The organism is Bifidobacterium sp. 2450, assembly GCF_041900695.1.
Taxonomy (GTDB): Bacteria; Actinomycetota; Actinomycetes; order Actinomycetales; family Bifidobacteriaceae; genus Bifidobacterium; species Bifidobacterium longum.
Window position 1 is genome coordinate 30,833 of sequence record NZ_JBHEEA010000011.1, and the last position, 25,458, is coordinate 56,290.

General features: G+C 60.1%; 21 protein-coding genes, 1 tRNA gene and 1 pseudogene. 5 read left to right on the forward strand and 18 right to left on the reverse strand.

All coding sequences use genetic code 11. From position 1 onward, the window contains the following. Positions 1 to 157: 157 nt before the first annotated feature. Positions 158 to 1,285 carry a branched-chain amino acid aminotransferase gene (locus tag ACEUKI_RS07475; protein ID WP_029679590.1) on the reverse strand — a complete coding sequence of 376 codons (1,128 nt, stop codon included), beginning with the start codon at positions 1,283 to 1,285 and terminating at the stop codon, positions 158 to 160. Positions 1,286 to 1,509: 224 nt separating this feature from the next. After that, positions 1,510 to 2,133, reverse strand: a complete 624-nt coding sequence (locus ACEUKI_RS07480) for a 50S ribosomal protein L25/general stress protein Ctc (RefSeq protein ID WP_374156668.1) — start codon at positions 2,131 to 2,133, stop codon at positions 1,510 to 1,512. 428 nt (positions 2,134 to 2,561) lie between these two features. Between ACEUKI_RS07480 and ACEUKI_RS07485 the strand changes: the two genes are divergently transcribed. Further along, positions 2,562 to 3,599 (forward strand): alpha/beta hydrolase, encoded by a 1,038-nt coding sequence (locus ACEUKI_RS07485; RefSeq protein WP_080784884.1) that lies wholly within the window; start codon positions 2,562 to 2,564, stop codon positions 3,597 to 3,599. A 135-nt stretch (positions 3,600 to 3,734) separates the two neighbouring features. On the opposite strand, the gene ACEUKI_RS07490 is transcribed toward ACEUKI_RS07485, so the two are convergent. Genes ACEUKI_RS07490 through ACEUKI_RS07500 form a run of 3 tightly spaced genes read right to left on the reverse strand, consistent with a single transcriptional unit; the run spans position 3,735 to position 6,643 of the window. Next, a complete protein-coding gene (locus tag ACEUKI_RS07490; RefSeq protein WP_115770338.1) occupies positions 3,735 to 5,159 on the reverse strand; it encodes an NAD(P)(+) transhydrogenase (Re/Si-specific) subunit beta in 1,425 nt (474 codons plus the stop codon). Further along, positions 5,159 to 5,464, reverse strand: coding sequence for an NAD(P) transhydrogenase subunit alpha (locus ACEUKI_RS07495; protein ID WP_003829267.1), 306 nt, complete (start codon positions 5,462 to 5,464; stop codon positions 5,159 to 5,161). Before ACEUKI_RS07495 ends, ACEUKI_RS07490 begins: the two co-directional genes overlap by 1 nt. Before the next feature lie 15 nt (positions 5,465 to 5,479). Next, entirely contained in the window at positions 5,480 to 6,643 is a 1,164-nt protein-coding gene (locus ACEUKI_RS07500; protein ID WP_007052160.1) for an NAD(P) transhydrogenase subunit alpha, read from the reverse strand. 418 nt (positions 6,644 to 7,061) lie between these two features. Between ACEUKI_RS07500 and ACEUKI_RS07505 the strand changes: the two genes are divergently transcribed. Continuing rightward, positions 7,062 to 9,095, forward strand: a complete 2,034-nt coding sequence (locus ACEUKI_RS07505; protein WP_181896215.1) for a long-chain fatty acid--CoA ligase — start codon at positions 7,062 to 7,064, stop codon at positions 9,093 to 9,095. Positions 9,096 to 9,146: 51 nt separating this feature from the next. Here ACEUKI_RS07505 and era read toward each other — a convergent pair whose 3' ends face one another. The 6 genes from era to ACEUKI_RS07535 all read right to left on the reverse strand — a co-directional run bounded on the left by era (position 9,147) and on the right by ACEUKI_RS07535 (position 14,638). Next, positions 9,147 to 10,211 (reverse strand): GTPase Era, encoded by a 1,065-nt coding sequence (gene era, locus ACEUKI_RS07510; protein WP_007052158.1) that lies wholly within the window; start codon positions 10,209 to 10,211, stop codon positions 9,147 to 9,149. Position 10,212: 1 nt separating this feature from the next. Next, entirely contained in the window at positions 10,213 to 11,646 is a 1,434-nt protein-coding gene (locus ACEUKI_RS07515; RefSeq protein ID WP_115770335.1) for a hemolysin family protein, read from the reverse strand. 75 nt (positions 11,647 to 11,721) lie between these two features. After that, the gene (ybeY, locus tag ACEUKI_RS07520; RefSeq protein WP_007052156.1) at positions 11,722 to 12,270 is read right to left on the reverse strand and encodes an rRNA maturation RNase YbeY; all 549 of its coding nucleotides are present in this window, start codon (positions 12,268 to 12,270) and stop codon (positions 11,722 to 11,724) included. After that, positions 12,260 to 13,435 (reverse strand): PhoH family protein, encoded by a 1,176-nt coding sequence (locus ACEUKI_RS07525; RefSeq protein ID WP_251848050.1) that lies wholly within the window; start codon positions 13,433 to 13,435, stop codon positions 12,260 to 12,262. The genes ybeY and ACEUKI_RS07525 overlap by 11 nt, the downstream gene beginning before the upstream one ends. A gap of 18 nt (positions 13,436 to 13,453) precedes the next feature. After that, a complete protein-coding gene (locus tag ACEUKI_RS07530) occupies positions 13,454 to 13,792 on the reverse strand; it encodes a histidine triad nucleotide-binding protein (protein ID WP_007055091.1) in 339 nt (112 codons plus the stop codon). Positions 13,793 to 13,840: 48 nt separating this feature from the next. After that, positions 13,841 to 14,638: a 16S rRNA (uracil(1498)-N(3))-methyltransferase gene (locus tag ACEUKI_RS07535; RefSeq protein ID WP_115770333.1), complete on the reverse strand. Its 798-nt coding sequence runs from the start codon at positions 14,636 to 14,638 to the stop codon at positions 13,841 to 13,843. A 95-nt stretch (positions 14,639 to 14,733) separates the two neighbouring features. Here ACEUKI_RS07535 and ACEUKI_RS07540 point away from each other — a divergent pair. The 3 genes from ACEUKI_RS07540 to glgC all read left to right on the forward strand — a co-directional run bounded on the left by ACEUKI_RS07540 (position 14,734) and on the right by glgC (position 17,208). Beyond that, a tRNA-Leu gene (locus ACEUKI_RS07540) sits at positions 14,734 to 14,821 on the forward strand. Positions 14,822 to 14,881: 60 nt separating this feature from the next. Next, on the forward strand, positions 14,882 to 15,760 hold the full coding sequence (locus tag ACEUKI_RS07545; protein WP_080784892.1) for an RNA methyltransferase: 879 nt from the start codon (positions 14,882 to 14,884) through the stop codon (positions 15,758 to 15,760). A gap of 203 nt (positions 15,761 to 15,963) precedes the next feature. Further along, positions 15,964 to 17,208, forward strand: a complete 1,245-nt coding sequence (gene glgC, locus ACEUKI_RS07550; RefSeq protein WP_115770332.1) for a glucose-1-phosphate adenylyltransferase — start codon at positions 15,964 to 15,966, stop codon at positions 17,206 to 17,208. Between the two features lie 89 nt (positions 17,209 to 17,297). On the opposite strand, the gene ACEUKI_RS07555 is transcribed toward glgC, so the two are convergent. From ACEUKI_RS07555 to ACEUKI_RS07585, 7 genes and pseudogenes are all read right to left on the reverse strand, one after another. Beyond that, the gene (locus ACEUKI_RS07555) at positions 17,298 to 17,891 is read right to left on the reverse strand and encodes a metal-sulfur cluster assembly factor (protein ID WP_374156669.1); all 594 of its coding nucleotides are present in this window, start codon (positions 17,889 to 17,891) and stop codon (positions 17,298 to 17,300) included. A 6-nt stretch (positions 17,892 to 17,897) separates the two neighbouring features. Then, positions 17,898 to 18,452 carry a Fe-S cluster assembly sulfur transfer protein SufU gene (gene sufU / locus ACEUKI_RS07560; RefSeq protein WP_181896214.1) on the reverse strand — a complete coding sequence of 185 codons (555 nt, stop codon included), beginning with the start codon at positions 18,450 to 18,452 and terminating at the stop codon, positions 17,898 to 17,900. An 11-nt stretch (positions 18,453 to 18,463) separates the two neighbouring features. Continuing rightward, on the reverse strand, positions 18,464 to 19,738 hold the full coding sequence (locus ACEUKI_RS07565) for a cysteine desulfurase (protein ID WP_374156670.1): 1,275 nt from the start codon (positions 19,736 to 19,738) through the stop codon (positions 18,464 to 18,466). 137 nt (positions 19,739 to 19,875) lie between these two features. Continuing rightward, a complete protein-coding gene (gene sufC / locus ACEUKI_RS07570) occupies positions 19,876 to 20,655 on the reverse strand; it encodes a Fe-S cluster assembly ATPase SufC (RefSeq protein ID WP_080784896.1) in 780 nt (259 codons plus the stop codon). Positions 20,656 to 20,680: 25 nt separating this feature from the next. Then, entirely contained in the window at positions 20,681 to 21,916 is a 1,236-nt protein-coding gene (gene sufD, locus ACEUKI_RS07575; protein ID WP_374156671.1) for a Fe-S cluster assembly protein SufD, read from the reverse strand. A 5-nt stretch (positions 21,917 to 21,921) separates the two neighbouring features. Further along, positions 21,922 to 23,421 carry a Fe-S cluster assembly protein SufB gene (gene sufB / locus ACEUKI_RS07580; protein ID WP_007055081.1) on the reverse strand — a complete coding sequence of 500 codons (1,500 nt, stop codon included), beginning with the start codon at positions 23,419 to 23,421 and terminating at the stop codon, positions 21,922 to 21,924. Between the two features lie 223 nt (positions 23,422 to 23,644). Then, a pseudogene (locus ACEUKI_RS07585) lies at positions 23,645 to 25,241 on the reverse strand (L,D-transpeptidase). Positions 25,242 to 25,458: the final 217 nt, after the last annotated feature.

A 25,458-nucleotide genomic window follows, 5' to 3' on the forward strand; every position in this document is an offset into this window, starting at 1 on the left:
CCCCCGCAACGTGCAGAAGACCTAAATCATATTATTTGTTGCGAAATGTTGCTAAATCCATCTGTATCTCTCTAGCCAAGAACATTTCCAATACGCCAAGACCCCTTGGAATTGTTGACGTTCCAAGGGGTCTTAGTCAGAAACAAAAGGTGCTGGTTCAGCACACCTTCCACATCCAGTTGTGCGGATCCTCGACTTCGCCGAGCTGGATGCCGAGCAGCTCGTCGCGCAGTTCGCAGGTGAGCTTGCCGGAGCCGCCGTCGGCGACGGTGACATCGAACTTCTCGGACTTGAAGCGACCGATCGGGGTGATGATGGCGGCGGTACCGCAAGCGAACACCTCGGTGACTTCGCCGGACTTGATGTCCTCGAGCAGCTGGTCGAGGGCGATCATGGTCTCGACTACGTCGTGGCCCTTGTCCTGCAGCAGCTGAATCAGGGAGCGACGGGTCACACCCGGCAGAATGTTACCGGTCAGGGACGGGGTCTCCACGTGGCCATCCTTGTGCACGGCCATCATGTTCATGCCACCGAGCTCTTCGAGGTAGGTCTTGGTGGCGGCGTCCACGAAGCACACCTGCTCGCAGCCATTCTCAACACCCTTGTACTCGCCGAGCAGGGAGGCGGCGTAGTTGCCGCCGCACTTGGCGAAACCAGTGCCGCCAGGGCCGGTGCGGAACCACTTGTCTTCAACCCAGATGCTCACCGGCTTGACGCCGCCCGGGAAGTATGGGCCGGACGGGGAGGCGATCACGCAGTAGTCGACCTCCTGCGGGGCGCGCACGCCGAGGAACGGCTCGGAAGCGAACATGAACGGACGCATGTACAGCGTGTACTCGCGGCGGGACGGCACCCAGTTGGCGTCGCGCTTGACCAGCGCGGCCACGGAACCGAGGAAGTCGTCAATCGGCAGCTCAGGCAGGTACAGACGCTTGGCGGAGTTCTGGAAACGCTCGGCGTTCGCATCCGGGCGGAACAGCCAGGTGGAGCCGTCGGCATGACGGTAAGCCTTGAGGCCCTCGAAGCACTCCTGTGCGTAGTGCAGCACGGAAGCACCCGGATCCATCTTGAGCGGCGCGTACGGCTCGACGCGGCGGTCGGACCAACCTTCGCCCTTGGTCCAGGTCATGTGGGTCATGTTGTCGGAGAACACCTGGCCGAAAGCCGGCTTGTCGATGAGGGACTGACGCTTCTCATCGGATGCGGGGTTGTCGTTCGGCAGTACGGTGAACGGTTCGGTGAGCTTGTCGAGCGCTGCCGGATCGTGGTGCGTGTTTTCAGTCATTACTAGCTACTTCTTCTAGGCTTTGGCGGCCCGAAAGCCACCATATGGGGTGTGTGCTGTGCGCTTGTGGCGCGAGCTCTGTTGCATACTCTTGCACACCCATGTGTTACTCGTATGGCAGAGTTCACATGGTGAAAAAACGAAGAAGCCCGCACCGTTCTCAACGGCTGCGGGCTTCCACGTTTCAGTTATGTTCTGAATTGTTCGCTATCGAAGCGACCGACTCACTTGGCGTCGGCAGCCGGAGCAGCAGCGGCGTTAGCCGGGGCGGCAGCAGCTTCCGAAGCGGCGGTGGACTCGGTGGCATCCTCCGGCACCTCGACGGTGACGACGGACTCTTCCGGATCCTCGACGTCCAGCTCGACGCCCTCAGGCAGGACGACATCCTTGGCGAACACCTTGGTGCCGTCGGTCAGGCCTTCGACGCTGACCACGATCTTCTCGGGCAGGTTGGTGACGTCGGCGCGGACCTTGAGCTCCTGGATGTCGACGAACGCCACGGCAGCACCCTTCGGGGTGCCTTCCACGAACACCGGCACCTCGACGTCGATCTTCTCGCCGGCCTTGACCTCGAGGAAGTCGATGTGCTCGATGATGCGCTTGACCGGGTTCTTCTGCACGTCCTTGACGACGGCCATCTTGGTGTTGCCGTCGAAGGCGATGGTGAACAGGGCGTTGGTGCGACGCAGGGCCAGGGTGGTCTCGCGCATCGGCAAGGTCACGAAGGCGGGCTCTTCGCCGCCGGCGTAGATGGTGACCGGAATCTTGTTGGCAACGCGCAGACGACGAGCAACGCCCTTACCGAACTCGGAACGGGCCTCGCCCTCAAGCTTAATGGTGGTAGCCATAATGGATACTCCTTGTAGTTTCGTTTCGTACTGTCTCGCTCAGACGCCACGACGCGCCGAAAGACACCCTACAAGGAGTGAAATACGCCGAGTCGATAACGGAAGCTGTGTCATGTGTCAGCACGCACACTTCCCTCGCCAAAGCAACAATTGTCAAGTATACGCCAACTCCGGACTTTGCGTGGTGATGCTTCAATGACACTGCATCCCGGCCGTCCCAGCCACGTCAACGTACGGTTTCCGCGAAATAATCCCTAACTTTGTGAAGAACGTACGCTTACCCGTTCTCATCATACGGTTTTCACGAAATCGTCCGCCATTTCGTGAAAAACGTACGCTCAGCGGCACTCAGTGTACGGTCTTTCACGAAGTTGGGGATGATTTCGAAAAATAACGTACGATGGTGAGTACCGTATCGGGAGGTTGATATGACTCGTTCGGACGACGTCGTCAATGAGGATGGCCATGACGTCATCGCCGCACACACTCGCGTTGTCAGGGGTATGGCTGCGGCACTTGCCGCGATAGCCGCCACAGGAGCCGGCGTCACAGCCGCGGCCGCCAACGTCATGTTCACGTTCGCGCTGGACACCAAGGCCAAACGTTCGATGTTCAACATGCCGCACGAGGAGACGCCGAAAGGCATCGAATTCGACATGTCCAAGCAGCTTGAGGCCGCCCGGTGGTTCGAGGAGGCCAAGCAATCGGTCACGCTGCGCAGCCATGATGGATTGAAACTCCACGGCTGGCTGTTGGACCCGGATTGTTCCGACCCACAGCCGCATCTATACGCGATCTGCTGCCATGGCTATACCGGAGAGCCCGCGGAAATGGCCAAATGGGCGCATCGCTATGCGCAACTCGGTTTTACGGTCCTGCTACCCGCGCAGCGCGCCCATGAGTTGAGCGAAGGGCGTTACGTGGGTATGGGATTGCTGGAAAGAGACGATCTGTTGGGCTGGGTTTCGCTGATCACCGCAGCTGATCCGGATGCACGCATTCTGTTGCATGGCAATTCGATGGGCGCCGCCACGGTGATGATGGCGGCCGGCGATGCGCGACTCCCCCGCAACGTCGTCGCCGCGATTTCCGATTGCGGATACAGTTCCGTGGTCTCGCAGTTTACGGATAATGCCGAGGCGATGTTCCGTTTGCCGCACTCGTTGGCCGTGCTGCTGGTCAAAGTGGCCAGTCATGTGTCTAAACGCAAGGCTGGATACCGGTTTGAGGACGCCTCCTGTGTGAAGGCATTACGGCACGCGACTATTCCGATGATGTTCATTCATGGCGGAGCGGATACTTTTGTCAATCCGAAGTATCTGGACATCAATTACAACGCCTGCGCCAGCATCGACCGCGAGAAGCTGCTGATTCCCGGCGCCGACCACACGATGAGCGCCAGCACCGATCCGGACCGCTATTGGCGCCGCGTTAACAGCTTTGTTAAGCGGGTGTTTGGGCTGTAGTAGATATAGAGCTTGGCTCCCCTCTGTGAGGGGAGCTGCCAGCGAAGCTGACTGAGGGGAGCACCCGCGTATGGGCTACTCCCCTCAGTCTCACTCCGTTCGACAGCTCCCCTCACCGAGGGGAGCCAAGAATGGTTACGCGAGCAATTCCTTGACGGCGGCGATGACGGCTTGCAGACTCTTCTTCGCGTCACCGAACAGCATCTGGGTGTTGTCCTCGAAGTAGAGCTCGTTCTGGATGCCGGCGTAGCCCATGCCGCGGCCGCGCTTCATGACCACGACGTTCTGGGACTTGTCGACGTCGAGAATCGGCATGCCGGAGACCGGGGTGCCGGGGCGACGAGCGGCCGGGTTGGTCACATCGTTGGCGCCGACGACCAGAGCCACATTGGCCTGCGGGAACTGCGGGTTGATCTCATCGAGATCCACGAGCTCCTCGTAGGGCACGTTGGCCTCGGCCAGCAGCACGTTCATGTGGCCAGGCATACGGCCTGCGACCGGGTGAATGGCGTAGGAGACTTCCACGCCGTGGCCCTTGAGCAGTTCGCCGAGGTCAGCGAGCTCGCGCTGGGCCTGAGCCTGAGCCAGACCGAAGCCGGGCACGAAGATGACCTTCTGCGCGTAGACGAGCTGAACGGCCAGATCGTCCGGCGTGGTCTCCTTCATGGTGCCTTCCGGACCGTCGCCAGCAGCGGCGGCGTCAGCACCACCGCCGAAGCCACCGGCCAAGACGGAGAGCAGCGGGCGGTTCATGGCCTGAGCCATGAGGATGGACAGGGTCACACCGGCGGAACCGACGAGTGCGCCGGCCACGATCAGGGCAACGTTGTCAATCGCCAGACCGGACATAGCCACAGCCGTACCGGTGCAGGCGTTGAGCACAGAGATGACGACGGGCATATCGGCGCCGCCGATCGGAATCACGAAGACCAAGCCGTAGCACAGGGCGAACACGGTGGTCAGAATCGACCACAGCAGGCGCTGTTCGGGCTGGACGCACAGCATGACCAGCGAGGCGACAGGCAGCACGGCGAATAGAATGTTCCATACGCCCTTGCCCGGCAGGTTCAGCTTCTTGACCCACTTGATACCCTGCAGCTTGCCGGCTGCGATGAGCGAGCCGGTGAAGGTCACAGAACCGATGAGAATACCGAGACCAGCGGTGATGAGCACCACGATGTCCGGGGTGCCTTCCTTGGTCAGGATGTCGTTCAGGGCCACGAGTGCGGCGGCGCCACCACCCACGGTATTGAACACGGAGACCAGCTGCGGCATATCGGTCATCTTCACCTTCTTGGCGGAGACGACACCGGCCACGGCACCGATCAGGATGCCGACGACCAGCACCACCACGGCGACAATGTTCACGAAGCCCTTGGCGAAGAGCACGATGAACGCCATGAGCACGGCCACGACCATGCCGAACGCGGAGATCTGGTTACCCTTGCGGGCGGTCTTCGGCGAATTCATGAAATGCAGACCGACCACAAACAGGACGGCAGAGAACAGGTAGACGAACCAAGCGACGATGTCGATGGCGCCAACGGTTGCGGAGGTCATTACTTCGACTCCCCCTTCTTCTCGTTCTTGCTGGACTTGAACATCTCAAGCATGCGGTCGGTGACCACGTAGCCACCAACGACGTTCATGGTGCCCAGCACAGCGGCCAGGAAGATGAACACGTAGGCCAGCGGGGTATTGGCTTCGGCTGCCACGATCACAACGCCGACGATGACGATGCCGTGGATGGAGTTCGCGCCGGACATAAGCGGCGTGTGCAGGGTGGCGGGCACCTTGCCGATGACCTCGATGCCGATGAGCAGCGCGAGGACGAACAGGGTAATGGAAACGACGAGAGTAGGCATGGTATTCCTTCTTCCTTACTTCTCGGACTTCTCGGCATCGGCAGCAGCTGCCGGGGCGGCGGCGCGGCCGGCAACCACCAGCGCGTCGTCGAGTTCTTCGGTGAGATCCTGGCCGAGCTTGCCGTCACGCACGAAGTGCACGAGGATGTCGGCCACGTTGCGCGAAAGCAGGTTGGATGCGGTGGTGGCGACGCCGGAGGCCAGGTAGGGAGCGCCAATCAGCTTGACACCGCCCTCGGTGACCTGCTCACCAACGGCGGAGCCCTCGACGTTGCCGCCGAGGTCGGATGCTGCGCAGTCCACGATCACGGCACCACGCTTGAGACCCTTGACGCCGGCTGCGGTGAGCAGCACCGGGGGCTTACGGCCCGGGACCTTGGCGGTGGTGATGATGATGTCAAAGCCGGCGGCCTTTTCGTCGACGGCGGCCTGCTGCTGAGCCTGCTCTTCGGCGCTCAGCGCGCGGGCATAGCCGCCCTCGCCCTGGCCCTTGGAGAAGTCAAGTCCCAGATCAAGGAACTTCGCGCCGAGGGACTCGACCTCGCCCTGGGAGGCGGGACGCACGTCGTACGCGGTGACGACCGCGCCAAGACGCTTCAGCGTACCGATGGCCTGCAGACCGGCGATGCCGGCACCGAGCACCAGCGCCTTAGCCGGGCGAATCGTGCCGGCGGCGGTGGTCATCATCGGCAGGAAGGAACCGTAAGCATCGGCGGCGGTGATGGCTGCCTTGTAGCCCATCACGGAGTTCTGAGAGGTCATCTCATCCATGGACTGGGCGCTGGAAAGCTTACGGGGCAGCTTTTCGATGGCGATGCCCACCAGACCGGCCTTCTCGAGCGCGGCCACGTAATCGGCATCGGTGAAGGAACCGAGCATGCCAATGACCCACTGGCCGGCCTTGAGCTTGGCCACGGTCTCGGCGGACGGTCGGTCCACAAAACCGAGCGCGTCGGCTTCGGCGAGCACCTCGTCACGGCTGGTCACCTTCGCACCGGCCTTTTCGTAATCCTCATCGGTGTAGTCGGCAGCAATGCCGGCACCTGCTTCAATCAGTGAGGAGACACCGCTCCTCTTCAGCCGGGTGACGATATCCGGCGTCAGCGCGACGCGGGATTCCGTTTCGGACGTTTCGTTCAAAACGCCGAACACCACGGTGGCTTCTGGGTTTTGCGCCATGAGAGCCCTTTCTTGTTCTTCTTCAAAATGGACATGGTTATCCGCATGGTAAGTGTAGTCGGAAGGTAAAGACCATGACTTGAGATTCCGCCAATCGAAACAGAAACGAACCCGAAACTAGTGAGAAATACGAATGTGTCCATGTGCATTGCAGATGAATTGCTCGGAAGTCGTCCAACGATCACCTGGCATCGATTAGCAACCAACCGCTCAATAATTATCGACAATCACCGTTTCGTAGCTCACGGTTACTCAACAATATCGGGACCTGTGCAATATTTTGCCACGCACTCCCCTAACCAGCCAGAATCCTACGGTTGCGTAAGGTGACGAGTTCGGTTTGGGCGATTACAATTTGAACTTTGAGAAGCGTTCGCCTCATGGCTGGACGACACTGAAAGGTTTACAGGAGCAAGACTTGTCGGTTATCAATTCCTTCACGCAGCACACTATCAATCTCACCCGTAAGGCGCTCAGGTTGGGATCCGACTTCGTCCACCCGGTCCACGACGACACTCCGGACGAGCCCGATTACCTGTCTAACGCCGACGTGCCGGTCGAGGCCAATATCGCTTTGCCTCACAGCGACGATTGGGACGACGGCCACCTGACCGTCACCGACATCGACCCCGCCACCGGCCTGCTCACCACCTCCACCGAAGGCAATCCTCCGCTGGACGAAGGTACGTCCATCTACGACCTGTATGCGGACCGCGCCGAACGTATGGGCGATGAGCCGCTGTACACCTACAAGTCCGGCAACGATTGGGTGACTGTCACCGCCAACGAGTTCCTGGCTGACGTGCGTGCCGTGGCCAAGGGCCTGATTCATTACGGCCTGAAGAAGGGCGATGCCGTGGCATTCATGTGCCGCACTTCCTACGACTGGGACCTGACCGACGCGGCGATCATGGCCTGCGGCGGTGTGCTGGCCACCATCTACGACACCGATTCGGCCGAGCAGATTCGCAACATCGTCAATAATTCCGACGCCCGCCTGCTGATCGTGCAAGATACGGACATGCGCGAGAAGGCGGATGGATCCGTCGAGGAATGCCCGTCTTTGGAGCACATCATCACCATCGAGACCGGTGGCTTGGACGAAATCAAGGCCTATGGCGCCGGCATCTCGGACGAAGAGCTGGACGAACGCATCGACTCGGTCAAGAAGACCGACCTGTGCTCCATCGTGTACACCTCCGGTTCCACGGCCGCGCCGAAGGGCGTGGAAATGACCCATGAGCACTACTGCCAGACCGCGCTGAATCTGCCGACCTACATGCCCGAACTGCTGCACGACAAGAAAAACACCATCCTGTTGTTCCTGCCGCAGGCCCATTCCTTCGCCCGCGCCATCAACTACATCGTCGTGGCCTCGAACGTGCACATCTATATCGCAGCCGGCATCAAGACGCTGATCAGCGACCTGCAGGTGGCCAGGCCGTCCATCATGATCGTGGTGCCGCGTGTGCTGGAGAAGGTGTACAACGCCGCATCTCAGAAGGCCGGACACGGTCCAAAGGGCGTGGTGTTCGCCTCCGCCGTGGTGGCTGCGCAGAACTATATGAAGGAAGTCTCCACCAATGGCAAGGCAGGTGCACTGACCCGCACTCGCCGCGCTGCCTTCGATCCGATTGTCTACTCTTCGTTGCGCGAAGTGCTCGGCGGTCGCGCCAAGTGGATTGTGGCCGGCGGTGCCCCGCTTGACCCGGAACTGCTGGCTTTCTTCCGTGGCGCGGGTGTGCCTGTATACGAGGGCTACGGTCTAACCGAGACCACCGCACCGTGCGCGTTCAACCCGCTGGGTACGCCGTTCCACGCTGGTTCCGTGGGCATCGCATTCCCCGGATTCTCCCTGCGCATCGCCGAGGACGGCGAAATTCAGGTCAAGGGTCGTGCCGTGTTCCCGCGCTATCACAAGAACGACGAGGCCACTGAGCTGTCGTTCACCGAAGATGGCTGGTATGTCACCGGCGACTTGGGCCGTATCGACAACGATGGCTTCCTGTACATCACCGGTCGCAAGAAGGATCTGATTATCACTGCAGGTGGTAAGAACGTCTCCCCCGGCCCGATCGAGGAAGTCATTCAGCGTTGCGAGTTCGTCTCCCAGGCGCTGGTGCTGGGTGATAAGCGTCCGTTCATCTCCGCATTGGTGACGCTGGACGAGGAGTCGCTGCGCCCGTGGCTGGCCGCCAAGGGTCTGGACGAGAACATGCCGCTGGAGGATGCCGCCAAGAACGCCGCCGTGCGCGCCGAAGTGCAGAAATGGGTCGATCAGGCCAACGAGGGCGTCTCCCGCGCCGAGTCCGTGCGCAAGTTCATCATCCTGCCCGAGGAGTTCACTCAGGAGAACGGCCTGATGACCGCTTCCATGAAGGTGATTCGTCCCAAGGTCATCAAGCGCTACTCCACCCTCCTCAACGCCCAGATGTACACGAAGCGGAAGTGAACCGTATAGCAAAAACTCCCTCTGACGAGGGAGCTTTTTCGTCTATACGCCTTAGAAGCCCAGGCGCTCCAGCTGCTTGGGGTCGGACTGCCAGCCTTTGGCTACCTTGACGTGGAGGTCGAGCTTGGCTTTTTGGCCGACGATGCGGTTGACCGGGGTGCGTAGCTTCTTCTTGACGTAGGTGAGGTTCGAGGCGCCCTTGCCGATGATGATCGGCTTCTGGGAGTCGCGCTCCACGTAAATGGATACGTTGACCTGCGCCTTGCCGTCATAGCCCTGACCGGTCTCGTTGTCTTCCGGATAGTCGATGGAATCGACCACCACGGCCAGCGAATGCGGCAGCTCGTCGTCCAGGGTCTCAAGGAACGCACCGCGCACGAGTTCGGCGATGGTGTCTTCCGGACGTTCCTCGCTGATCTGATCGTCCGGGTACATCTGCGGACCCTCGGGTGTGTGCTCAATGAGCACGTTCTTCACTTCAGCCAGATTGTCGTGCTTCAGGGCGCTCACCGGCACGATGTCCGAGAAATCGGCGAAATCGTTGATTTCGATGAGCTTGTTGATGAGTTGCTGACGGCCAAGCTCGTCGATCTTGGTGACGATGGCAATCAGCGGGATGCGCCACTTAAACGTACCGTCCTCACGCTTGGTGGCGAAGTCGGTACGCAGTCGGGAGAGAATACGCTTGTCGCCAGGGCCGATTTCCTGATCGGCGGGCAGCAGGAAGGCCACCACATCCACATCAGCCAGAGATTCGTCGACCACGTCGTTCAGACGCTGACCGAGCAACGTACGCGGACGGTGAATACCGGGCGTGTCCACGAGCACGAGCTGCGCGTGGTCGGCGGTCAGGATGCCGCGAATCGCCTTACGGGTGGTTTCCGGGCGAGAGGATGCGATGGCGATCTGCTTGCCGATCAACGCGTTGATCAACGTGGATTTGCCGACGTTCGGGCGGCCGACCACGGCCACGAATCCGGAGCGATACGGCACGTCCTGCTTGGTCACGTTCTCCGTCTCACCGGTCGCGTCGACTTCGGCAACACCGGCAACATCGGAAGCATCGGTGACGTCAATGTCATCGACGTCGTTCGTGCTGTTGTTCTGGTCGGTCATATCACTCCTTGCTGGCGGTATCATCGCCTTCGACGGGCTCGCCGTCAGTTTCCTCATGGGTCTTGTTATTTTCCTCGCCGCCCTCGACGTGCGCCGGTTCGACGACGATGGTGGACACCTTCTTGCGGCGCCCGGCGGAGTCCACGGCGGTCAGTCGCAGACCGCGCGTCACAGCCGAGGCACCGACAATCGGCACGCGGCCCAGAATCTTGGTCAGCAGGCCGTACACGGTATCGACATCGTCCTCATCAATGTCGATCTCGAAGATCTCCTCCAGATCGGCAATCGGCGTACGGGCGGGCATCTTCCACTTGTTGTCGCCGATTTTCTCCGGCTCAGTACGCTGGGTGCGGTCGTGCTCGTCTTCCAGCTCGCCGACAATCTGTTCGATGGCATCCTCGATAGTCACCATGCCGGCGATGCCGCCATACTCATCGACCACCACGGCCACATGCTGGCGGGAACGCTGCATCTCATGGAACAGGTCGTCCACCGGCTTGGATTCGGGAACAAGCAGCGGTTGCCGGACGATGGATTCGACCGCGCGCTCCATGGCCGCCGGGTTGAAGGCGGTGGCGCGCACGGCGTCCTTCAAATAGGCCACGCCGATCAGGTCATCCACATCCTCACCGATCACCGGCACGCGGGAGAAACCGGAGCGGGAGAACAGTTTCAGCGCGGAAGACAGTGTGGAGTCGCGCTCCATGCAGATCATATCGGTGCGCGGCACCATGATCTCGCGAGTCAACGTATCAGACAGGGTGAGCACGTTGCGCAACATTTCGGAGACTTCCGGATCGAAGTCGTTGGACTCCACCAGTCGGTCGATGGCGGCCTTGCCCTGCTCGAGCTGAATCTTCTCAAGCTCCTCGTCGTCGGACAGATCGGAGTCCTTGGAGCGGCGGCCCGGCCCCTTGGAACCGGACTTGTCGCCACCGATGCGTGCGAACGGCGTGAGCTTGGTGGCCAACGACACGATGCGCGAGTTGGAAATCATGATGCCGACCGGCTTGGTCATGCCGGCGGTGCGCGGGCGGACCAGTACGGAGACCACGGCTACGATAATCGCGAACAGGAATCCGGCGAGCAGTTCAACCCACAGTTCCGCACCCCACAGGGATGCGATGGAAGACACCAGTACGCCGTCGAGCACATTGCAGGCGATGCGGAAGAACGCACAGCTGCCGGCGGTGGCGTAACGGTCGGCGATGAGCCGTTGCACGCGATGAATCTTGTCGATCTTCTTCATCGTGAGGAACTGGCTTGCTTCGGAGTCGGTCTGCACCTCGAGGATGAGATTGTTGAGGCTGGCTCGCGTTACGCGGGCCACGGCGCCTTCAGCGGCGGCCATGGTCAGCGAGAGCCAGACGAACAAGGCCGCCACAAGTACGAGAATGACGGTGATGGCGATCAGCGTGGTACTGGAATACTCCATAATGATTTTTCGGTGTCCTTGAATGTCCTTGAACGGTATCGAATAATCCGGATTTGGTGTGATTGATTTGGGAGTTTATTTGGAATCGAGGTCGCGGCCAGCACCGTGCGCGGCGTCGTACAGGGCCAGCGCGTCGGGTGTGCCGGCGGGCAGCGTGGCCTGCACGTTGGCATCGTGGCGTAGGGCGAAGAAGGTGAGCAGCAGCTGTCGCTGCAGGCCGAACATCTGGCGCTCCTGCTCGGGGGTCACGTGGTCGTAGCCGAGCAGGTGCAGGATGCCGTGGATGGTAAGCAACAGCATCTCCTGCATGGTGCTGTGTCCAGCTGCGGCAGCCTGTTGGGCAGCGACCCACGGGCAGATGACGATGTCGCCGAGCACTCCTTCCATCACGGTTTTGCCGTCGCCAGGGCGCAGCTCGTCCATCGGGAAGCTCATCACGTCGGTCGGGCCTTCGAGGTTCATCCAACGCATGTGCAGTTCGGCGATGGGATCGGGATCCACGAACATGATGGTCAGGTCGGACTGGGTGCTCACGCGCATCTGGTCGAGTACCCAAATACCCAAATCGGAGAAGACCTTGGGGTCGATGACCCACTGGGTTTCATTGGTGACGTCAACGCTCATCGTCTGTCTCACTTTGGTTGGTTGAATCCGCTTGCTGGCGGGCATCGAAGTCGGTATGGTTGCGGCGCCCCTTGCGTTCGATGTCGCGGTGGTCGCCGGCGATGGCGGAGTGACGGTCGTAGGCGACCACGATCTGGCCGACCAGCTGGTGACGTACCACGTCCTCGGTTTTGAGATGCACGAATGCGATGTCGTTGATGCCGCCCAAGATGCGTTCGATGGTGGCCAGTCCCGAGCGCGGCACGGTCAGGTCCACCTGCGAGATATCGCCGGTGATGACCATCGTGGTGTTGAAGCCCAGACGGGTCAGGAACATCTTCATCTGCTGTTCGGTGGTGTTCTGAGCCTCGTCGAGGATCACGAACGCGTCGTTCAGCGTACGGCCGCGCATGTAGGCGAGCGGCGCCACTTCGATGGAGCCGTCGTCCATGTACCGCTTGAGCTGGTCGGCGCCGAGCATGTCGCCAAGCGCGTCGTACAGCGGGCGCAGATACGGGTCAACCTTGTCGTTCAGCGTGCCGGGCAGAAAGCCGAGGCTTTCGCCGGCCTCCACGGCCGGGCGTGTGAGGATGATGCGGCGAATCTGCTTGTCCTGGAAGGCACGCACAGCCTTGGCCACGGCCAGATACGTCTTGCCGGTGCCTGCGGGACCAATGCCGAAGGTGATGGTGTACGATTCGATGGCGTTCACGTAGGCCACTTGTCCGGCGGTTTTCGCACGGACCGGCACGCCGGCAGCAAAGGTGATGACGCCGGGAACCGTGGGCTTGCGGTACGTCGGGTCGTGGGAGCCGGCAGAACGTGCATGGGCGCGTTCGTTTGAGGTCGATTGCGCCAGTTTGTCACGCACCGGGCCGTGACCGGGATGTTCGAGGCGCACGTGGTTCTTGAGCACGTTCTGGTCGAGCATGCGACGCACGGTATCGGCGTCCATAGGCGCGGTGTAGGCGGCTTGGATGATGGTGTTCACCAAATCCTCGGCCTGTGCGGCTTGGGCTTCGGTCTGCTTGGAGCGGGAGACGATCGCCACGCGGTTGCCGCGCACGATAATCGTCAGGTCTGGAAAGGCGCGCTCCACCTCGCGAATGACCTCGTCAACCGGGCCGAGCACGGCGACGGGGTCAAGTTGGGGCGGGATGGTGATGGTACGTGTAGTCGTTGCCACGAAGCGGATATTCTCCTACTACTCGTCGAGCTTTTCGCCGGTCATCACGTGCGCGTGCACGTGGAAGACGGTCTGGCCGGCGTCGAGACCGGTATTGAACACCAGTCGGTAGGCGCCGTGAAATTCCTTGTCGGCGATGTTCTGCGCGATGGAAACGATGTGGGCCAGCTCGGTCGGGTCATCGGCGGCAAGTTCGGCGACGTTGGCGTAGTGCTTCTTGGGCACCACGAGCACGTGGACCTTGGCCTTGGGATTGATGTCGTTGAATGCGTAGGTCGTCTCGTCCTCGTAGACCTTGCTGCTGGGAATCTGCCCTGCGATGATCTTGCAGAACAGGCAATCGTCGGATTCGCTCATCATGCTCCTTGGTTTGATGTTGCTACGCACCAGCTTAGTGCGTGGGCGTTACTCGTAACGTCCCAACACCCGAGACAACAGCGACAACGCTACAGGACCGGCCGTCGCGGCTCTCAGAATATTGCGCCCCAGTACGCAGCTCACCGCTCCGGCCTTGACGAAATCAGCTACCTCCTGCTCACTGATGCCGCCCTCAGGCCCGACCACCACACTGACAGTCCGCGGCCGGCCGTCCTGGAGCGTGCGTTCCACCAACTGCGCAACCTTCTCCTCCACGCCGGACCACGTATCGGTAGCATCCTGATGCAGCACAATCACCACATCGCCATGCACGCAGGCCCTGCGGCAGATGGCCACGACCTCCTTGCTGGACGCGCACGCCTCCAGTTGCGGCTTAAAGGCGCGCCGCGACTGCTCGGTGGCGGCATCCAGTACCGAATTCCACTTCTTGTCTGTACGACCGACCTTCCACTTGGCAATGGATCGGTCCGCCTGCCATGGCACCACTTGGTCGACGCCGATCTGCGTAGCCATATCGATGGCCCGCTCATCATGGCCGGTTTTCGCCAATGCCTGAATCAGCGCCAAACGGGTGAGCGGCTCGGGTTCGCGCCCCACTTCCACGACTTCAGCCAGTCCGGCTTCAGGATCGGCCATCACTGCCTGGATTCTCAAGCCGTTGCCGTCGGAAAGTTGCAGGCTGTCCCCTGCCTTGAGTCGCATGGCCTGCACGGCATGGCGCTTGATGTGAGCGGGCAGGGTTAGCCTCCAGCCGGCGTGGAGTTCGTCGCTGTTCACCGGGACGTCGTCGACCTGCGGGTCGAAAAGAAAAAGGGCATCAGTCATGACTTCAAGGCTACACGCGACACGCCGGGCACACGCGCGAATTGCATCCCTGTAATTTCATGTTAGGCTATCTACTCGTTGTCCAAACGACACCTGCCCGGGTGGCGGAATGGTAGACGCGCTAGCTTGAGGTGCTAGTGCCTATTTTATACGGGCGTACGGGTTCAAGTCCCGTCTCGGGCACAGATAAACCCCTTGCATTGCAAGGGGTTTTTCGTTATCTGCACACACGAAAGGCCACCAATGCAGTTCATCACGCTGGACACCGTTGACGACCCGCGCGTCGAAGCGTACGTGAGCCTCACCGAAATGCAGTTGCGCAATCGCTTGGAACCAGCCAAGGGCGTGTTCATCGCCGAGTCCCCCAAAGTCATCGACCGCGCGCTGGCCGCTGACCGCGAACCGCTGTCACTGCTGGTCGAGGAACCTTGGCTGGAGGGCATGAAAGACACCTTCGACTTCATCGACGGGCGCTGGGGCGCGGACGTTCCCGTCTACGTGGCCTCCCCTGAGCAGCTCAAGCGTCTGACCGGCTACCGTTTGCATCGCGGCGCCCTATGCGCGATGCGACGCTGGACGCTGCCCTCCGTAGCCGAGGTCTGCAGGAGCGCCCGCCGCGTGGCAGTAATGGAAAACATCGTGGACCACACCAATGTGGGCGCACTGATGCGTTCGGCGGCCGCGCTCGATGTGGATGCCGTGCTGGTCACACCCTCCTGCGGTGATCCGCTGTACCGACGAGCCGCTCGTGTGTCGATGGGCACCGTATTCCAGATTCCGTGGACCCGTATCACCGGGTTCAACGACGACGGTACCGAAAACAAGCATTACTGGCCGTTCCAGGGCATCGACGAGTTGAAGTCGCTGGGCTTCACCACCGTGGCCATGGCATTGGAGGATCGTTCGATTTCGTTGGACGAACTGACACGCCGTATGCACGCGCCTGCCGAAGATCCGACGCATATCGACAAGCTCGCGCTGATCTTCGGCACCGAGGGCGACGGCCTGTCCCACCATACGATTGCCCGCACCGATTTGACCGTGAAGATTCCGATGAGCCACGGCGTGGATAGTCTGAACGTGGCGGCATCCAGCGCAGTGGCGTTCTACGCGACACGCTAAGGAATCGCACGCGCTCCGAAAAGGCCGAATCCTTAACAAATCTACGAAACTGTTCATCGCAAGTTCACGGCACGCGGGGGGGCGAAAGCCTTGCATGTTCGAATTTTTCTGCAATTATTAACTATGTAAACCGAATGCAAGGAAGCATCCGGCCCCAGCAGTGCGGTGTCGGAAGACGCTCAGTAACAGAGAGGACAGTTACGATGGCCAAGAATCCCAAGATTCTGTCGATTGTGCTTGCAGGTGGTGAGGGGACCCGCCTGATGCCGTTAACCCGCGATCGCGCGAAGCCCGCCGTTCCCTTCGGTGGTGTGTATCGTCTGATCGATTTCCCGTTGAGCAATCTGGTGAACTCCGGGTACCGTCAGGTCGTGGTGCTCACCCAGTACAAGTCTCACTCGCTTGACCGCCACATCTCCCAGGTCTGGCGTTTCTCCCCGCTGCTTGGCTCGTACGTCTCCCCTGTGCCCGCGCAGCAGCGTCTCGGCAAGCATTGGTATCTCGGCTCCGCCGACGCCATCTACCAGACCATCAACATCATCGAGGATGTCCAGCCGGACATCGTGGTGATTGTGGGTGCCGACCACGTCTACCGCATGGACTTCGAACAGATGGTTCAGCAGCACATCGAGTCCGGTGCTGAGTTCACCGTGGCCGGTATCCGCCAGCCCATCGAGGAATCGAACCAGTTCGGTGTGATTGAGGTCGATCCCGATCACCCGAACATGATCAAGAACTTCCAAGAGAAGCCGGCCGCCACCACCGGTCTGCCGGACAATCCGAACCAGATTCTGGCTTCCATGGGTAACTACGTTGCCAACACCAAGGCCCTGTTCGAGGCTCTGTCTCTCGATGAGAAGGCTGCCGACACCAAGCACGACATGGGCGGCGACATCGCCCCGTACTTCGCTTCTCGCAACGAGGCCGGCGTCTACGACTTCAACTCGAACGAGATTCCGGGTTCCACGGCCACTGATCACGCTTACTGGCGCGACGTCGGTACGATTAAGCAGTTCTACGATGCACACATGGATCTGATCGCCTATGTGCCCGAGTTCAACCTGTACAACCAGGATTGGCCGATTTACACGATGTCCGGCAACCTGCCGCCGGCCAAGTTCGTGCACGCCGGCCGCGACCGTCTGGGCCACGCCACCGATTCAATCGTCTCCCCCGGTGTGATCGTCTCCGGCGGTGAAGTGCACCACTCCGTGCTCTCCCCCAATGTGCGTATCCACTCGTGGGCACAGATTGTCGATTCCGTGCTGTTCGACGGTGTAATCATCAACCGCCGTGCCCGCGTGTACAAGGCAATTCTTGACAAGAATGTGGTGCTCACCGAAAACTCCACTGTCGGCATCGATACCGAGCACGATCTGGCTCGCGGCTTCACTGTCACGCCGGACGGCATCACGGTTGTCCCGAAGAACACCATCGTCGATGACTGATTGACCAGTCCAGACATGGAAAAGCCCCGTATCATGCGGGGCTTTTCTCGTATAGAGCTCCCTCATCAGAGGGAGCTTACTAAGCGCTATCAGTACTTTGGCATGTTGTCGAAGTTGAAGCCTAGGGCGGCGAGCTGGTCGCGGCCTTCGGGCGCGATGCGCTCCATGGTCCAGCGCGGGTCCCACGTCCAGTCGATGCGGAACTCCTCGACCAGACCGGCCAGCGTGGATGCGCATTCGTCCTCGATAAGGTCGGTCAGCGGGCAGGCCGGCGTGGTCAGCGTCATCGTAATAATGGCGCGGCCTAGCTCATCGATCTCAATGCCGTAGACCAGACCCAAATCGATCACGTCGATGCCAAGCTCCGGATCAATCACCTGATGCAGTGCCTCGTACACGTCTTCGGCGGTGGCGCGGCCGATATCGTCAATCGCCTTGATCGGAATCTCGCTGCCATCGGACTGTTCGTCATCCTGGCAACCGCATTTGCCGTGGTGACCGCCACACGCACAGGTGTCATCGCCGGACGCAGCAGAGTGCTCGATTGGGCGTCCGTTCGGGAAGCCCTTGGCCAAGGCCGGGTTGGCCATCACGCGGCGAGCGGTCTCCTCGTCCTGCAGGACGCTGTTGACGGCATCGAAAACGGACGGCTGTGGTTCGGGAACCAAACTATCGTTGGACATATTTCCTCAGTTCTTTGCAGCGAGGGCTTTGGCGATGGAGTCCTTCAGCCCTTCCCAGCCTAGCAGAGCGCATTTGATGCGCATAGGGTATTTCGACACGCCTTGGAATACCACGGCGTCGCCGAGCTTTTCTTCCAGGTTCTCGTCGTCCAGACCGGCACCGCGCGATTCCATCAACTTGTGGAATGTCTGTTCCAGATCCATGGCCTCGTCCACGGTTTTGCCGTCCGCCAGATCGACCATCACTGACAGGCTGGCCTGCGAAATGGAGCAGCCGTCGCCGTCCCACACCAATCGCTTGATGGTGTGCGGTTCGTCATCGGAGACTTCGACATGGATGGTCGCCTCGTCGCCGCAGGTCGGGTTGAACTGGTGCGATTCACCGGGCGTGCAGTATTCGTGGCTGGCTTGCACGGTGACATTGGCCGCTGCGTCCGCGGACTGTTCGACCGCTGCGTTGGGCGCAAAGGATTCCTTGCCATGCGGATGTTTCGACGCCTCGAGGATGACCTCTTGGTACATCTGTTCGAGGTCATCCCCGCTCATACCGAATTCGTTCATGGTGTTCTGTTTTACTCCACTCCAAAGAACTTACGGATGCCCTTGGCCGCTTCGACCAACGCTTGGGCATCTTCGACCGAATTGTAGACACCGGAGGAGGCACGGTTGGATGCGTATAGGCCGAAGTGGCGGTGTACCGGCTGGGCGCAGTGGTGTCCCACGCGAATCGCGATGCCCTGGGCGTCGATGAACTGGCCCACATCGTGCGGGTGCACGCCGGCCACGTCGAAGGCCACGGTGCCGATGCGGTCCACGTTTTCGCGCGGCCCGAGGATGCGAATGCCATCGATGTCGCCGAGCTTGAGCAGTTCGGCGGAGATGGTCTTCTCATGGGCTTCGATGTTCTCAAGGCCGATGTTCATCATCCATTCGGCGGCGACGCCTGCGGCCACCACTTGGGCGACCGGCTGGGTGCCGGCCTCGAAGCGGGCCGGAGGGGCCATGTATTGGGCCTCGTGGTCCATGTAGGCGAGCTCGACCATGGAGCCGCCGAAGTTGGCCGGAGGCAGGGCTTCGAGCAGTTCGCGCTTACCATACAGGAAACCGACGCCGGTAGGACCGTACATCTTGTGCGCGCTCCAGACGGCGAAGTCCACATCAAGCGCGTGGAAATCGACCTTGAGGTGCGGTACGGACTGGCACGCGTCCAAGATGAAGATCGAACCTACTTCATGCGCACGCTTGATGATAGGGGCGATGTTGGTGATGGCACCCGTGGTGTTGCCCACGTGGGTGACGGCCACGACCTTGGTACGCTCGGTGATGACTTCGTCGAGGTTGTCCGTACGTACACGGCCGTCCTCGGTCAGGTCGATCCACTTGAAGGTGGCGCCGGTACGGTAGGCCAGCTCCTGGAACGGCAGCAGCACTGAATGATGTTCCGCACGCGAGGCGACGATCTCATCGCCCGGCTTCAAGGCAAAACGCTTGGCGGCTTCTCCCCCACGCCCCAGCGATGCATTGCCGAATGCGGTGGCGAGCAGGTTCAGTCCGGCCGTGGCGCCACCGGTGACGACGACCTCCTCTTCACCTTCGGCCGCATTCGCGCCGACCAGCTTGGCGACCTTGACACGGGCCTCTTCGAAGGCCATGGTACTACGGGCCGCCAGCTCGTGGGCACCGCGGTGCACGCCGGCGTTAATTGTACGGTAGAAGTTCGCCTCAGCGTCGATCACCGCATTCGGCTTCTGCGAGGTGGCCGCAGAATCCAGGTACACGAGCGGGTGCCCGTGAATCTCCTGATCCAGAATCGGGAACTGCACCCGAATCTCCTTAAAATCAACCATTATGTTCCCCCTACTTACGTAACAATTGTACGAAACGAGTGGGAGTCTGACATGGCCTGTTCGCGACCGTAAAGACTTGGCCTAGCGGCCCGGAGCGTGTCGGAAATAGGGCATGTCAGACTCCCACGGTCACGGACTCAGGCCAGTGCGGACTCGGAGTCGGCGCCTTCGGGCAAGTACTGGTCGTAGCCGTTCTCTTCGAGTTCGTCGGCCAGCTCAGGGCCGCCGGTCTTGACGAAGTGGCCGTCGGCGAACACGTGCACGATGTCCGGCTTGATGTACTTCAAGATACGGGTGTAGTGCGTGACCATGAGGATGCCGAACTGGTTGGCTTCCTTGGCGCGGTTCACGCCTTCGGACACGATGCGCAGGGCGTCCACGTCCAAGCCGGAGTCGGTTTCGTCAAGGATGGCAAACTTCGGCTTCAGCAGTTCGAGCTGCAGCACTTCGGCGCGCTTCTTTTCACCGCCGGAGAAGCCTTCGTTCACGGAACGGGAGGCGAACTTCGGGTCCATCTTGAGGCGCTTCATGGCTACGGACAGGTCCTTGGCCCACTGGCGAATACCGGGAGCCTCGCCGTCGATTTCGGTCTTGGCGGTGCGCAAGAAGTTGGTCATGGACACGCCCGGTATTTCGACCGGGTACTGCATGGCCAGGAACAGGCCGGCCTTGGCGCGCTCGTCCGGAGTCATCTTGAGGATGTCCTTGCCGTCGAGGAGGGCCTCGCCGGAGTCGACCACGTACTTGGGGTGGCCGGCCAACGTGTAGGCGAGAGTGGACTTGCCGGAACCGTTGGGGCCCATGATGGCGTGGGTTTCGCCGGAGTGGACGGTCAGGGTGGCACCCTTCAGGATCGGCTTGATGCCTTCCTTGGTTTCGACGTGGACGTGCAGGTCCTTGATTTCGAGTGTTGACATTGTTGTGCTCCTAAAAATGCTGTTCTTACTTGTCTTCGAGGACCTGTGCCATGGCGTCGTTTTCGCCACGGGCCAGTCGGCGGTCAATCACGGTCATCAGATGTTCGGAGATGGCGGGAATGCCGATCTCCTCGACGAGTTCGCCGAAGAAGCCGCGCACCACGAGCTTGCGGGCGTCGGTTTCGGGGATGCCGCGGGATTCGAGGTAGAACAGTTCCTCGTCGTCGAAGCGGCCCACCGAAGAGGCGTGACCGGCACCGATGATGTTGCCGTTTTCGATTTCGAGGTTCGGCTCGGAATCGGCGATGGCGCCCGGGGTCAGGACCAGGTTGCGGTTGAGCTCGTAGGAGTCGGTGCCGGGGGCGGTGGGCTGGATGAGCGCGTTGCCCACCCAAGTGGAGTGCGCGCCCTTGCCGTCAAGCGCGCCCTTGTAGACCACGCGGGACTTGCAGTCGGGGTGGTTGTGTACCACCATCGTGCGGTGTTCGATATGCTCGCCGGGGTCCACAAAGTAGATGCCGAGCATGTTGAGGTCGCCCTGTTCGCCGCCGAAGTCCTGATCCATGCGGATGCGGACGATGTCGCCGCCCAAGGTTACGACGGAGTGGCGCAGGGATGCGCCTTCGCCGACGTGGATGCGGTGGTTGGCCACATGCTTGGCGGTTTTGGCCCATTCCTGAACGAACGTGGTGGAGACGTGCGAGTCCTTGCCGGTGGTGATTTCCACGCCTTCGGCCAGTCGTGCGTCACCGTCGTGTTCCACGACGACGTCCGCATGAGCCTTGTCGGCGGCGGCGATCACCAGATGGAAAGCGTCGAGGTTCTCCCCCGCGCCGTGCACCTTGACGAGCACGGGCTGGGCGATCTCGCCGGACAGTTCCAGAATGGTTGCGGTGTGGCCGGATTCCCATTCGACTGCGGAGACGCGGTCGTTGGGCTTGGACACAGTGCCGGACAGGCCCTCACCGAGCTTGATCTGGCTGAGCTTCACGCCTTCGGCCAACGGCGAGCCGTCAATCATGGAGACTTCGATCTGCGTTTCGCCGGAAGGCTCGAACACGGTGAAGAACTCGTTGATGCGCTCGATAGGCGTGTAGCGCCATTCGTCCTGCTTGCGGCAGGGCTCCGGGTAGTCGCCTGCGTTGAACGAGCGCACGGCATGGTCCACGGAGGACGGCATGGCGGCCGGAATCGCGTACGGGTCGTTGGGGTCGGCGACCGGAATCTTGATTTCCTTGACGGGTGTTGTGTTGTCGGTCATCGGAATCAGCCCACCGATCCTTCCATCTGGAGTTCCACAAGTCTGTTGAGTTCGAGCGCGTATTCCATAGGCAGCTCGCGGCTGATCGGTTCGACGAAGCCGCGCACGATCATGCCTCGCGCCTCTTCTTCCGTAAGTCCTCGGCTCATCAGGTAGAAGAGCTGGTCTTCGGAAATCTTGGAAACGGTGGCTTCGTGGGCCATCGAAACGTCGTCTTCGCGAACGTCGACGTGCGGGTAGGTATCGGAGCGGGAGAAGTCGTCGACCAGCAGGGCATCGCACACGGTCGAGTTGGACGAACCGTACGCGCCCTTGACGATTTTGACCAGACCGCGATAGGCAGAACGTCCACCACCACGGGAAATGGACTTGGCGACGATGGTGGAGCTGGTGTGCGGGGCGAGGTGAATCATCTTCGCGCCCGTGTCCTGGTACTGGCCCTTGCCGGCGAAGCCGAGGGACATGGTGGATGCCTTGGCGTACGGTTCGGCGAGGATGCAGGCCGGGTACTTCATGGTGGCCTTGGAACCGATGTTGCCGTCGACCCATTCCATCGTGCCGCCCTCGCGCACGTAGGCACGCTGGGTGACGAGGTTGTAGACGTTGTTCGACCAGTTCTGCACGGTGGTGTAACGCACGCGGGCGTGCTTTTCGACGATGATCTCGACGATGGCGGCGTGCAGCGAGTCCTCGGACCAGATCGGGGCGGTGCAGCCTTCCACGTAGTGCACGTAGGAGCCTTCGTCCGCGATGATGAGCGTGCGCTCGAACTGACCCATGGCCGGGGTGTTGATGCGGAAGTATGCCTGCAACGGGATGTCCACGTGCACACCCTTCGGCACGTATACGAACGAGCCGCCGGACCATGCCGCGGTGTTGAGGGCACCGAACTTGTTGTCTTCCGGAGGCACGACGGTGCCGAAGTACTTCTTGACGAGTTCAGGGTATTCGCGCACAGCGGTGTCCGTGTCGACGAAGATGACGCCCTGCTTCTTCAGGTCCTCCTGGATGGAGTTGTAGATGACCTCCGACTCGTACTGGGCGGCCACGCCGGAGACGAGGCGGTTCTTCTCCGCCTCCGGGATGCCGAGGCGATCGTAGGTGTTGCGGATGTCGTCCGGCAGTTCGTCCCAGCTTTTCGCCTGCTTGTCGATTGGCTTGACGTAGTACTTGAAGTCGTCTGCGTTGAAGCCGGAGAGATCCACACCCCAATCGGGCATGGGCTTTTCGAGGAACGCCTTGAATCCACGCAGACGCATGTCGAGCATCCACTGCGGCTCGCCTTTGTCGGCGCTGATCGCGCGTACGACGTTCTCATCAATGCCTCGTTTTGCGGCTTCGCCGGCGGCATCAGAATCATGCCAACCATAGTTGTAGTCGCCGAACTGGCTGATGATCTCGTCATCTTTCTTGATCTTGTCCTCGTTGACGCGGGTACGATCAGCCACATACTGGCTCATCTCCACGTCAGCGGCGGCGTTTGGTGCTGTGTTTTCGGTCACCATCCTGCCTTCCTTGTATCACACTTAATCCTATGAAAACCTAGCAGAACCCAAGTGCAAACACTAGCTGCCCTGACGCATATTGGCTGTGGGCTTGATTACACGAATGCGATACAGCGATATTGGAGCCGGGCAAGCTTGTCCCATGCACACCGAACATCGCGTATGCGGCATTATGTGTCGCACCACTGCATGCCGTATTTGTTACATATCACACTGTTGCATATCACACTTGGATATGCACGCTCGTGCCCATATTGCACCAGTTGTAGAACCATTCGGCCACATCCCATCCGATGCCCACGCAACCATGAGATCCGTTGGCAATGGAGGGCATTACGGCATCCGCTACATATCCGCCGGCAATACGGTGGATTGCGCAACCGGAGGAGAAGTAGTTGACGAAGCCCACGTCTTTGACATCCCATGTTTCCACCGTGCCATCGGCAAGATTCAGCGTGCCGCTCATATCTTGACTGGGCAACTTTTGCCATACGTTGAAGTCACCTGTCGGCGTACACATCATGCCAACGCATTCGCCGGTGACGTTGTCATTGCCCTCCGCGACCACGACATTCAATGTTTTGACCACCGTGTCATTCTCATAGGCATAGAGCTTATGGTCGGACAGGTCAATCACCACGCGATGAGTGACCTTGACTTCCTGTTTGGGATCGACCTTGCCGTCCACATTCACTGAGCCAGTTCCCGTGGCCAGCACCTGAGCCAAGCGAGCACCAACCTCCGTATCCGCGCCATCGGCAATCACAATGCCATCATGGCCTTCTGTTTCAGTGCTCAGCACTTCGCCAGCATTATTGACGACGACCTTCTTGTCTTCACGTTCCAATTTGAGATTCGGCTTGATTTGCTCGTCATAGTATTGCTGCAGCTTATCGGCATCAAAGACCACGTAGCCATTACGTACTTCATTGTCTTTCAGCTTTGACTGCTGGTTGGCGTCGATGCGCATGGCCGAACCCAGCATGGACGCATTCACGGTGGCGATGTCTTTATCCGCCACCTTGATGGCCACTGCATTGTTCACTATGGTTTCCAGCGTGGTTTTCGCCTCATCGGCAATTGCATTGGTAATCGTCGGTTCGGTTACGTCGAGTTCCACCCGAACGGTCTGTGGCTGGACACTGCCCAATGACTCCACTGTGGAAATGGCTTGCTTCGCAATGCTCGTGGCGTTGGCTCCCTGGCCATTTTCTCCCACAACAACGTTGAAGCCACTGTTGTTATCGTTCAATGCGACTTGCGCGTCAACAGGTTCTTGCGCATCAATGTTCAGCGCCTTATCTACCACACTGCCATCAGCGAGCTCGGGATTGATTTGCGGGGCCACATCATGCGTAATCCAGAACGCATACTGTTGCCACCATGCGTCACCGCGTTGGGCATTGATGACATCGGATGCGATTGCTTCACCATCAACTTCGATGCCGAGATCTTTCAGCGTGAACGTCGCCGACTGCCCCTGGTATTTCGCTCGTACCGCGGTGTTGTCGACCTGGTCGTTGATTAGGTCGGCAATCTCCTGCTCGGTTTTGCCGGTAACTGAATTTCCCCATAGCGTTGTGCCAGGCAGCACGTGATCTTGGAAGAACCAAACACCGCCGCCACAGGCAGCCCCCAAGGCAACCAGCAGACAAGCAATCACCACCCACGGCCAGATGCGGCGCTTCCTCATCTCATCGCCCTGAATGGAATCTGATGCAGCAGCATCCACACTGTCCTGCCACAGTGCCGCTGACGGCATTATTCGCACCAAACAGAGGCGCAAACTGCTGGGTCGAGTCATCAAGGTGCTCGGTCATGGTCGGTCTTTCTGCGATGGCCTACTAAGCGTTATCTGCATACTACCAACACATCATAGAAACGGTAAATTTTTACCGTCGCCTTCCAATACATCATGCTGCGTGCTGCTCATACAACAAAAAAAGACGTGGTGGCGAAACATCATTAGATGTTTCGCCACCGCATCTTTACCGTATGTCTTGCGCTACGCCGATGACGGCAGCCAGCACATCATGC

What these genes read in the sequence shown, in the direction of transcription:
- glgC (WP_115770332.1), top strand. Translation starts at nt 15,964, where the DNA reads ATGGCCAAGAATCCCAAGATTCTGTCGATTGTGCTTGCAGGTGGTGAG.
- ACEUKI_RS07535 (WP_115770333.1), bottom strand. Translation starts at nt 14,638, where the DNA reads ATGACTGATGCCCTTTTTCTTTTCGACCCGCAGGTCGACGACGTCCCG.
- era (WP_007052158.1), bottom strand. Translation starts at nt 10,211, where the DNA reads ATGACCGACCAGAACAACAGCACGAACGACGTCGATGACATTGACGTC.
- ACEUKI_RS07545 (WP_080784892.1), top strand. Translation starts at nt 14,882, where the DNA reads ATGCAGTTCATCACGCTGGACACCGTTGACGACCCGCGCGTCGAAGCG.
- ACEUKI_RS07530 (WP_007055091.1), bottom strand. Translation starts at nt 13,792, where the DNA reads ATGAGCGAATCCGACGATTGCCTGTTCTGCAAGATCATCGCAGGGCAG.
- ACEUKI_RS07490 (WP_115770338.1), bottom strand. Translation starts at nt 5,159, where the DNA reads ATGACCTCCGCAACCGTTGGCGCCATCGACATCGTCGCTTGGTTCGTC.
- ACEUKI_RS07475 (WP_029679590.1), bottom strand. Translation starts at nt 1,285, where the DNA reads ATGACTGAAAACACGCACCACGATCCGGCAGCGCTCGACAAGCTCACC.
- ACEUKI_RS07480 (WP_374156668.1), bottom strand. Translation starts at nt 2,133, where the DNA reads ATGGCTACCACCATTAAGCTTGAGGGCGAGGCCCGTTCCGAGTTCGGT.
- sufC (WP_080784896.1), bottom strand. Translation starts at nt 20,655, where the DNA reads ATGTCAACACTCGAAATCAAGGACCTGCACGTCCACGTCGAAACCAAG.
- sufU (WP_181896214.1), bottom strand. Translation starts at nt 18,452, where the DNA reads ATGAACGAATTCGGTATGAGCGGGGATGACCTCGAACAGATGTACCAA.
- ACEUKI_RS07555 (WP_374156669.1), bottom strand. Translation starts at nt 17,891, where the DNA reads ATGTCCAACGATAGTTTGGTTCCCGAACCACAGCCGTCCGTTTTCGAT.
- ACEUKI_RS07485 (WP_080784884.1), top strand. Translation starts at nt 2,562, where the DNA reads ATGACTCGTTCGGACGACGTCGTCAATGAGGATGGCCATGACGTCATC.
- ACEUKI_RS07515 (WP_115770335.1), bottom strand. Translation starts at nt 11,646, where the DNA reads ATGGAGTATTCCAGTACCACGCTGATCGCCATCACCGTCATTCTCGTA.
- sufB (WP_007055081.1), bottom strand. Translation starts at nt 23,421, where the DNA reads ATGGTGACCGAAAACACAGCACCAAACGCCGCCGCTGACGTGGAGATG.
- ybeY (WP_007052156.1), bottom strand. Translation starts at nt 12,270, where the DNA reads ATGAGCGTTGACGTCACCAATGAAACCCAGTGGGTCATCGACCCCAAG.
- ACEUKI_RS07495 (WP_003829267.1), bottom strand. Translation starts at nt 5,464, where the DNA reads ATGCCTACTCTCGTCGTTTCCATTACCCTGTTCGTCCTCGCGCTGCTC.
- sufD (WP_374156671.1), bottom strand. Translation starts at nt 21,916, where the DNA reads ATGACCGACAACACAACACCCGTCAAGGAAATCAAGATTCCGGTCGCC.
- ACEUKI_RS07565 (WP_374156670.1), bottom strand. Translation starts at nt 19,738, where the DNA reads ATGGTTGATTTTAAGGAGATTCGGGTGCAGTTCCCGATTCTGGATCAG.
- ACEUKI_RS07500 (WP_007052160.1), bottom strand. Translation starts at nt 6,643, where the DNA reads ATGGCGCAAAACCCAGAAGCCACCGTGGTGTTCGGCGTTTTGAACGAA.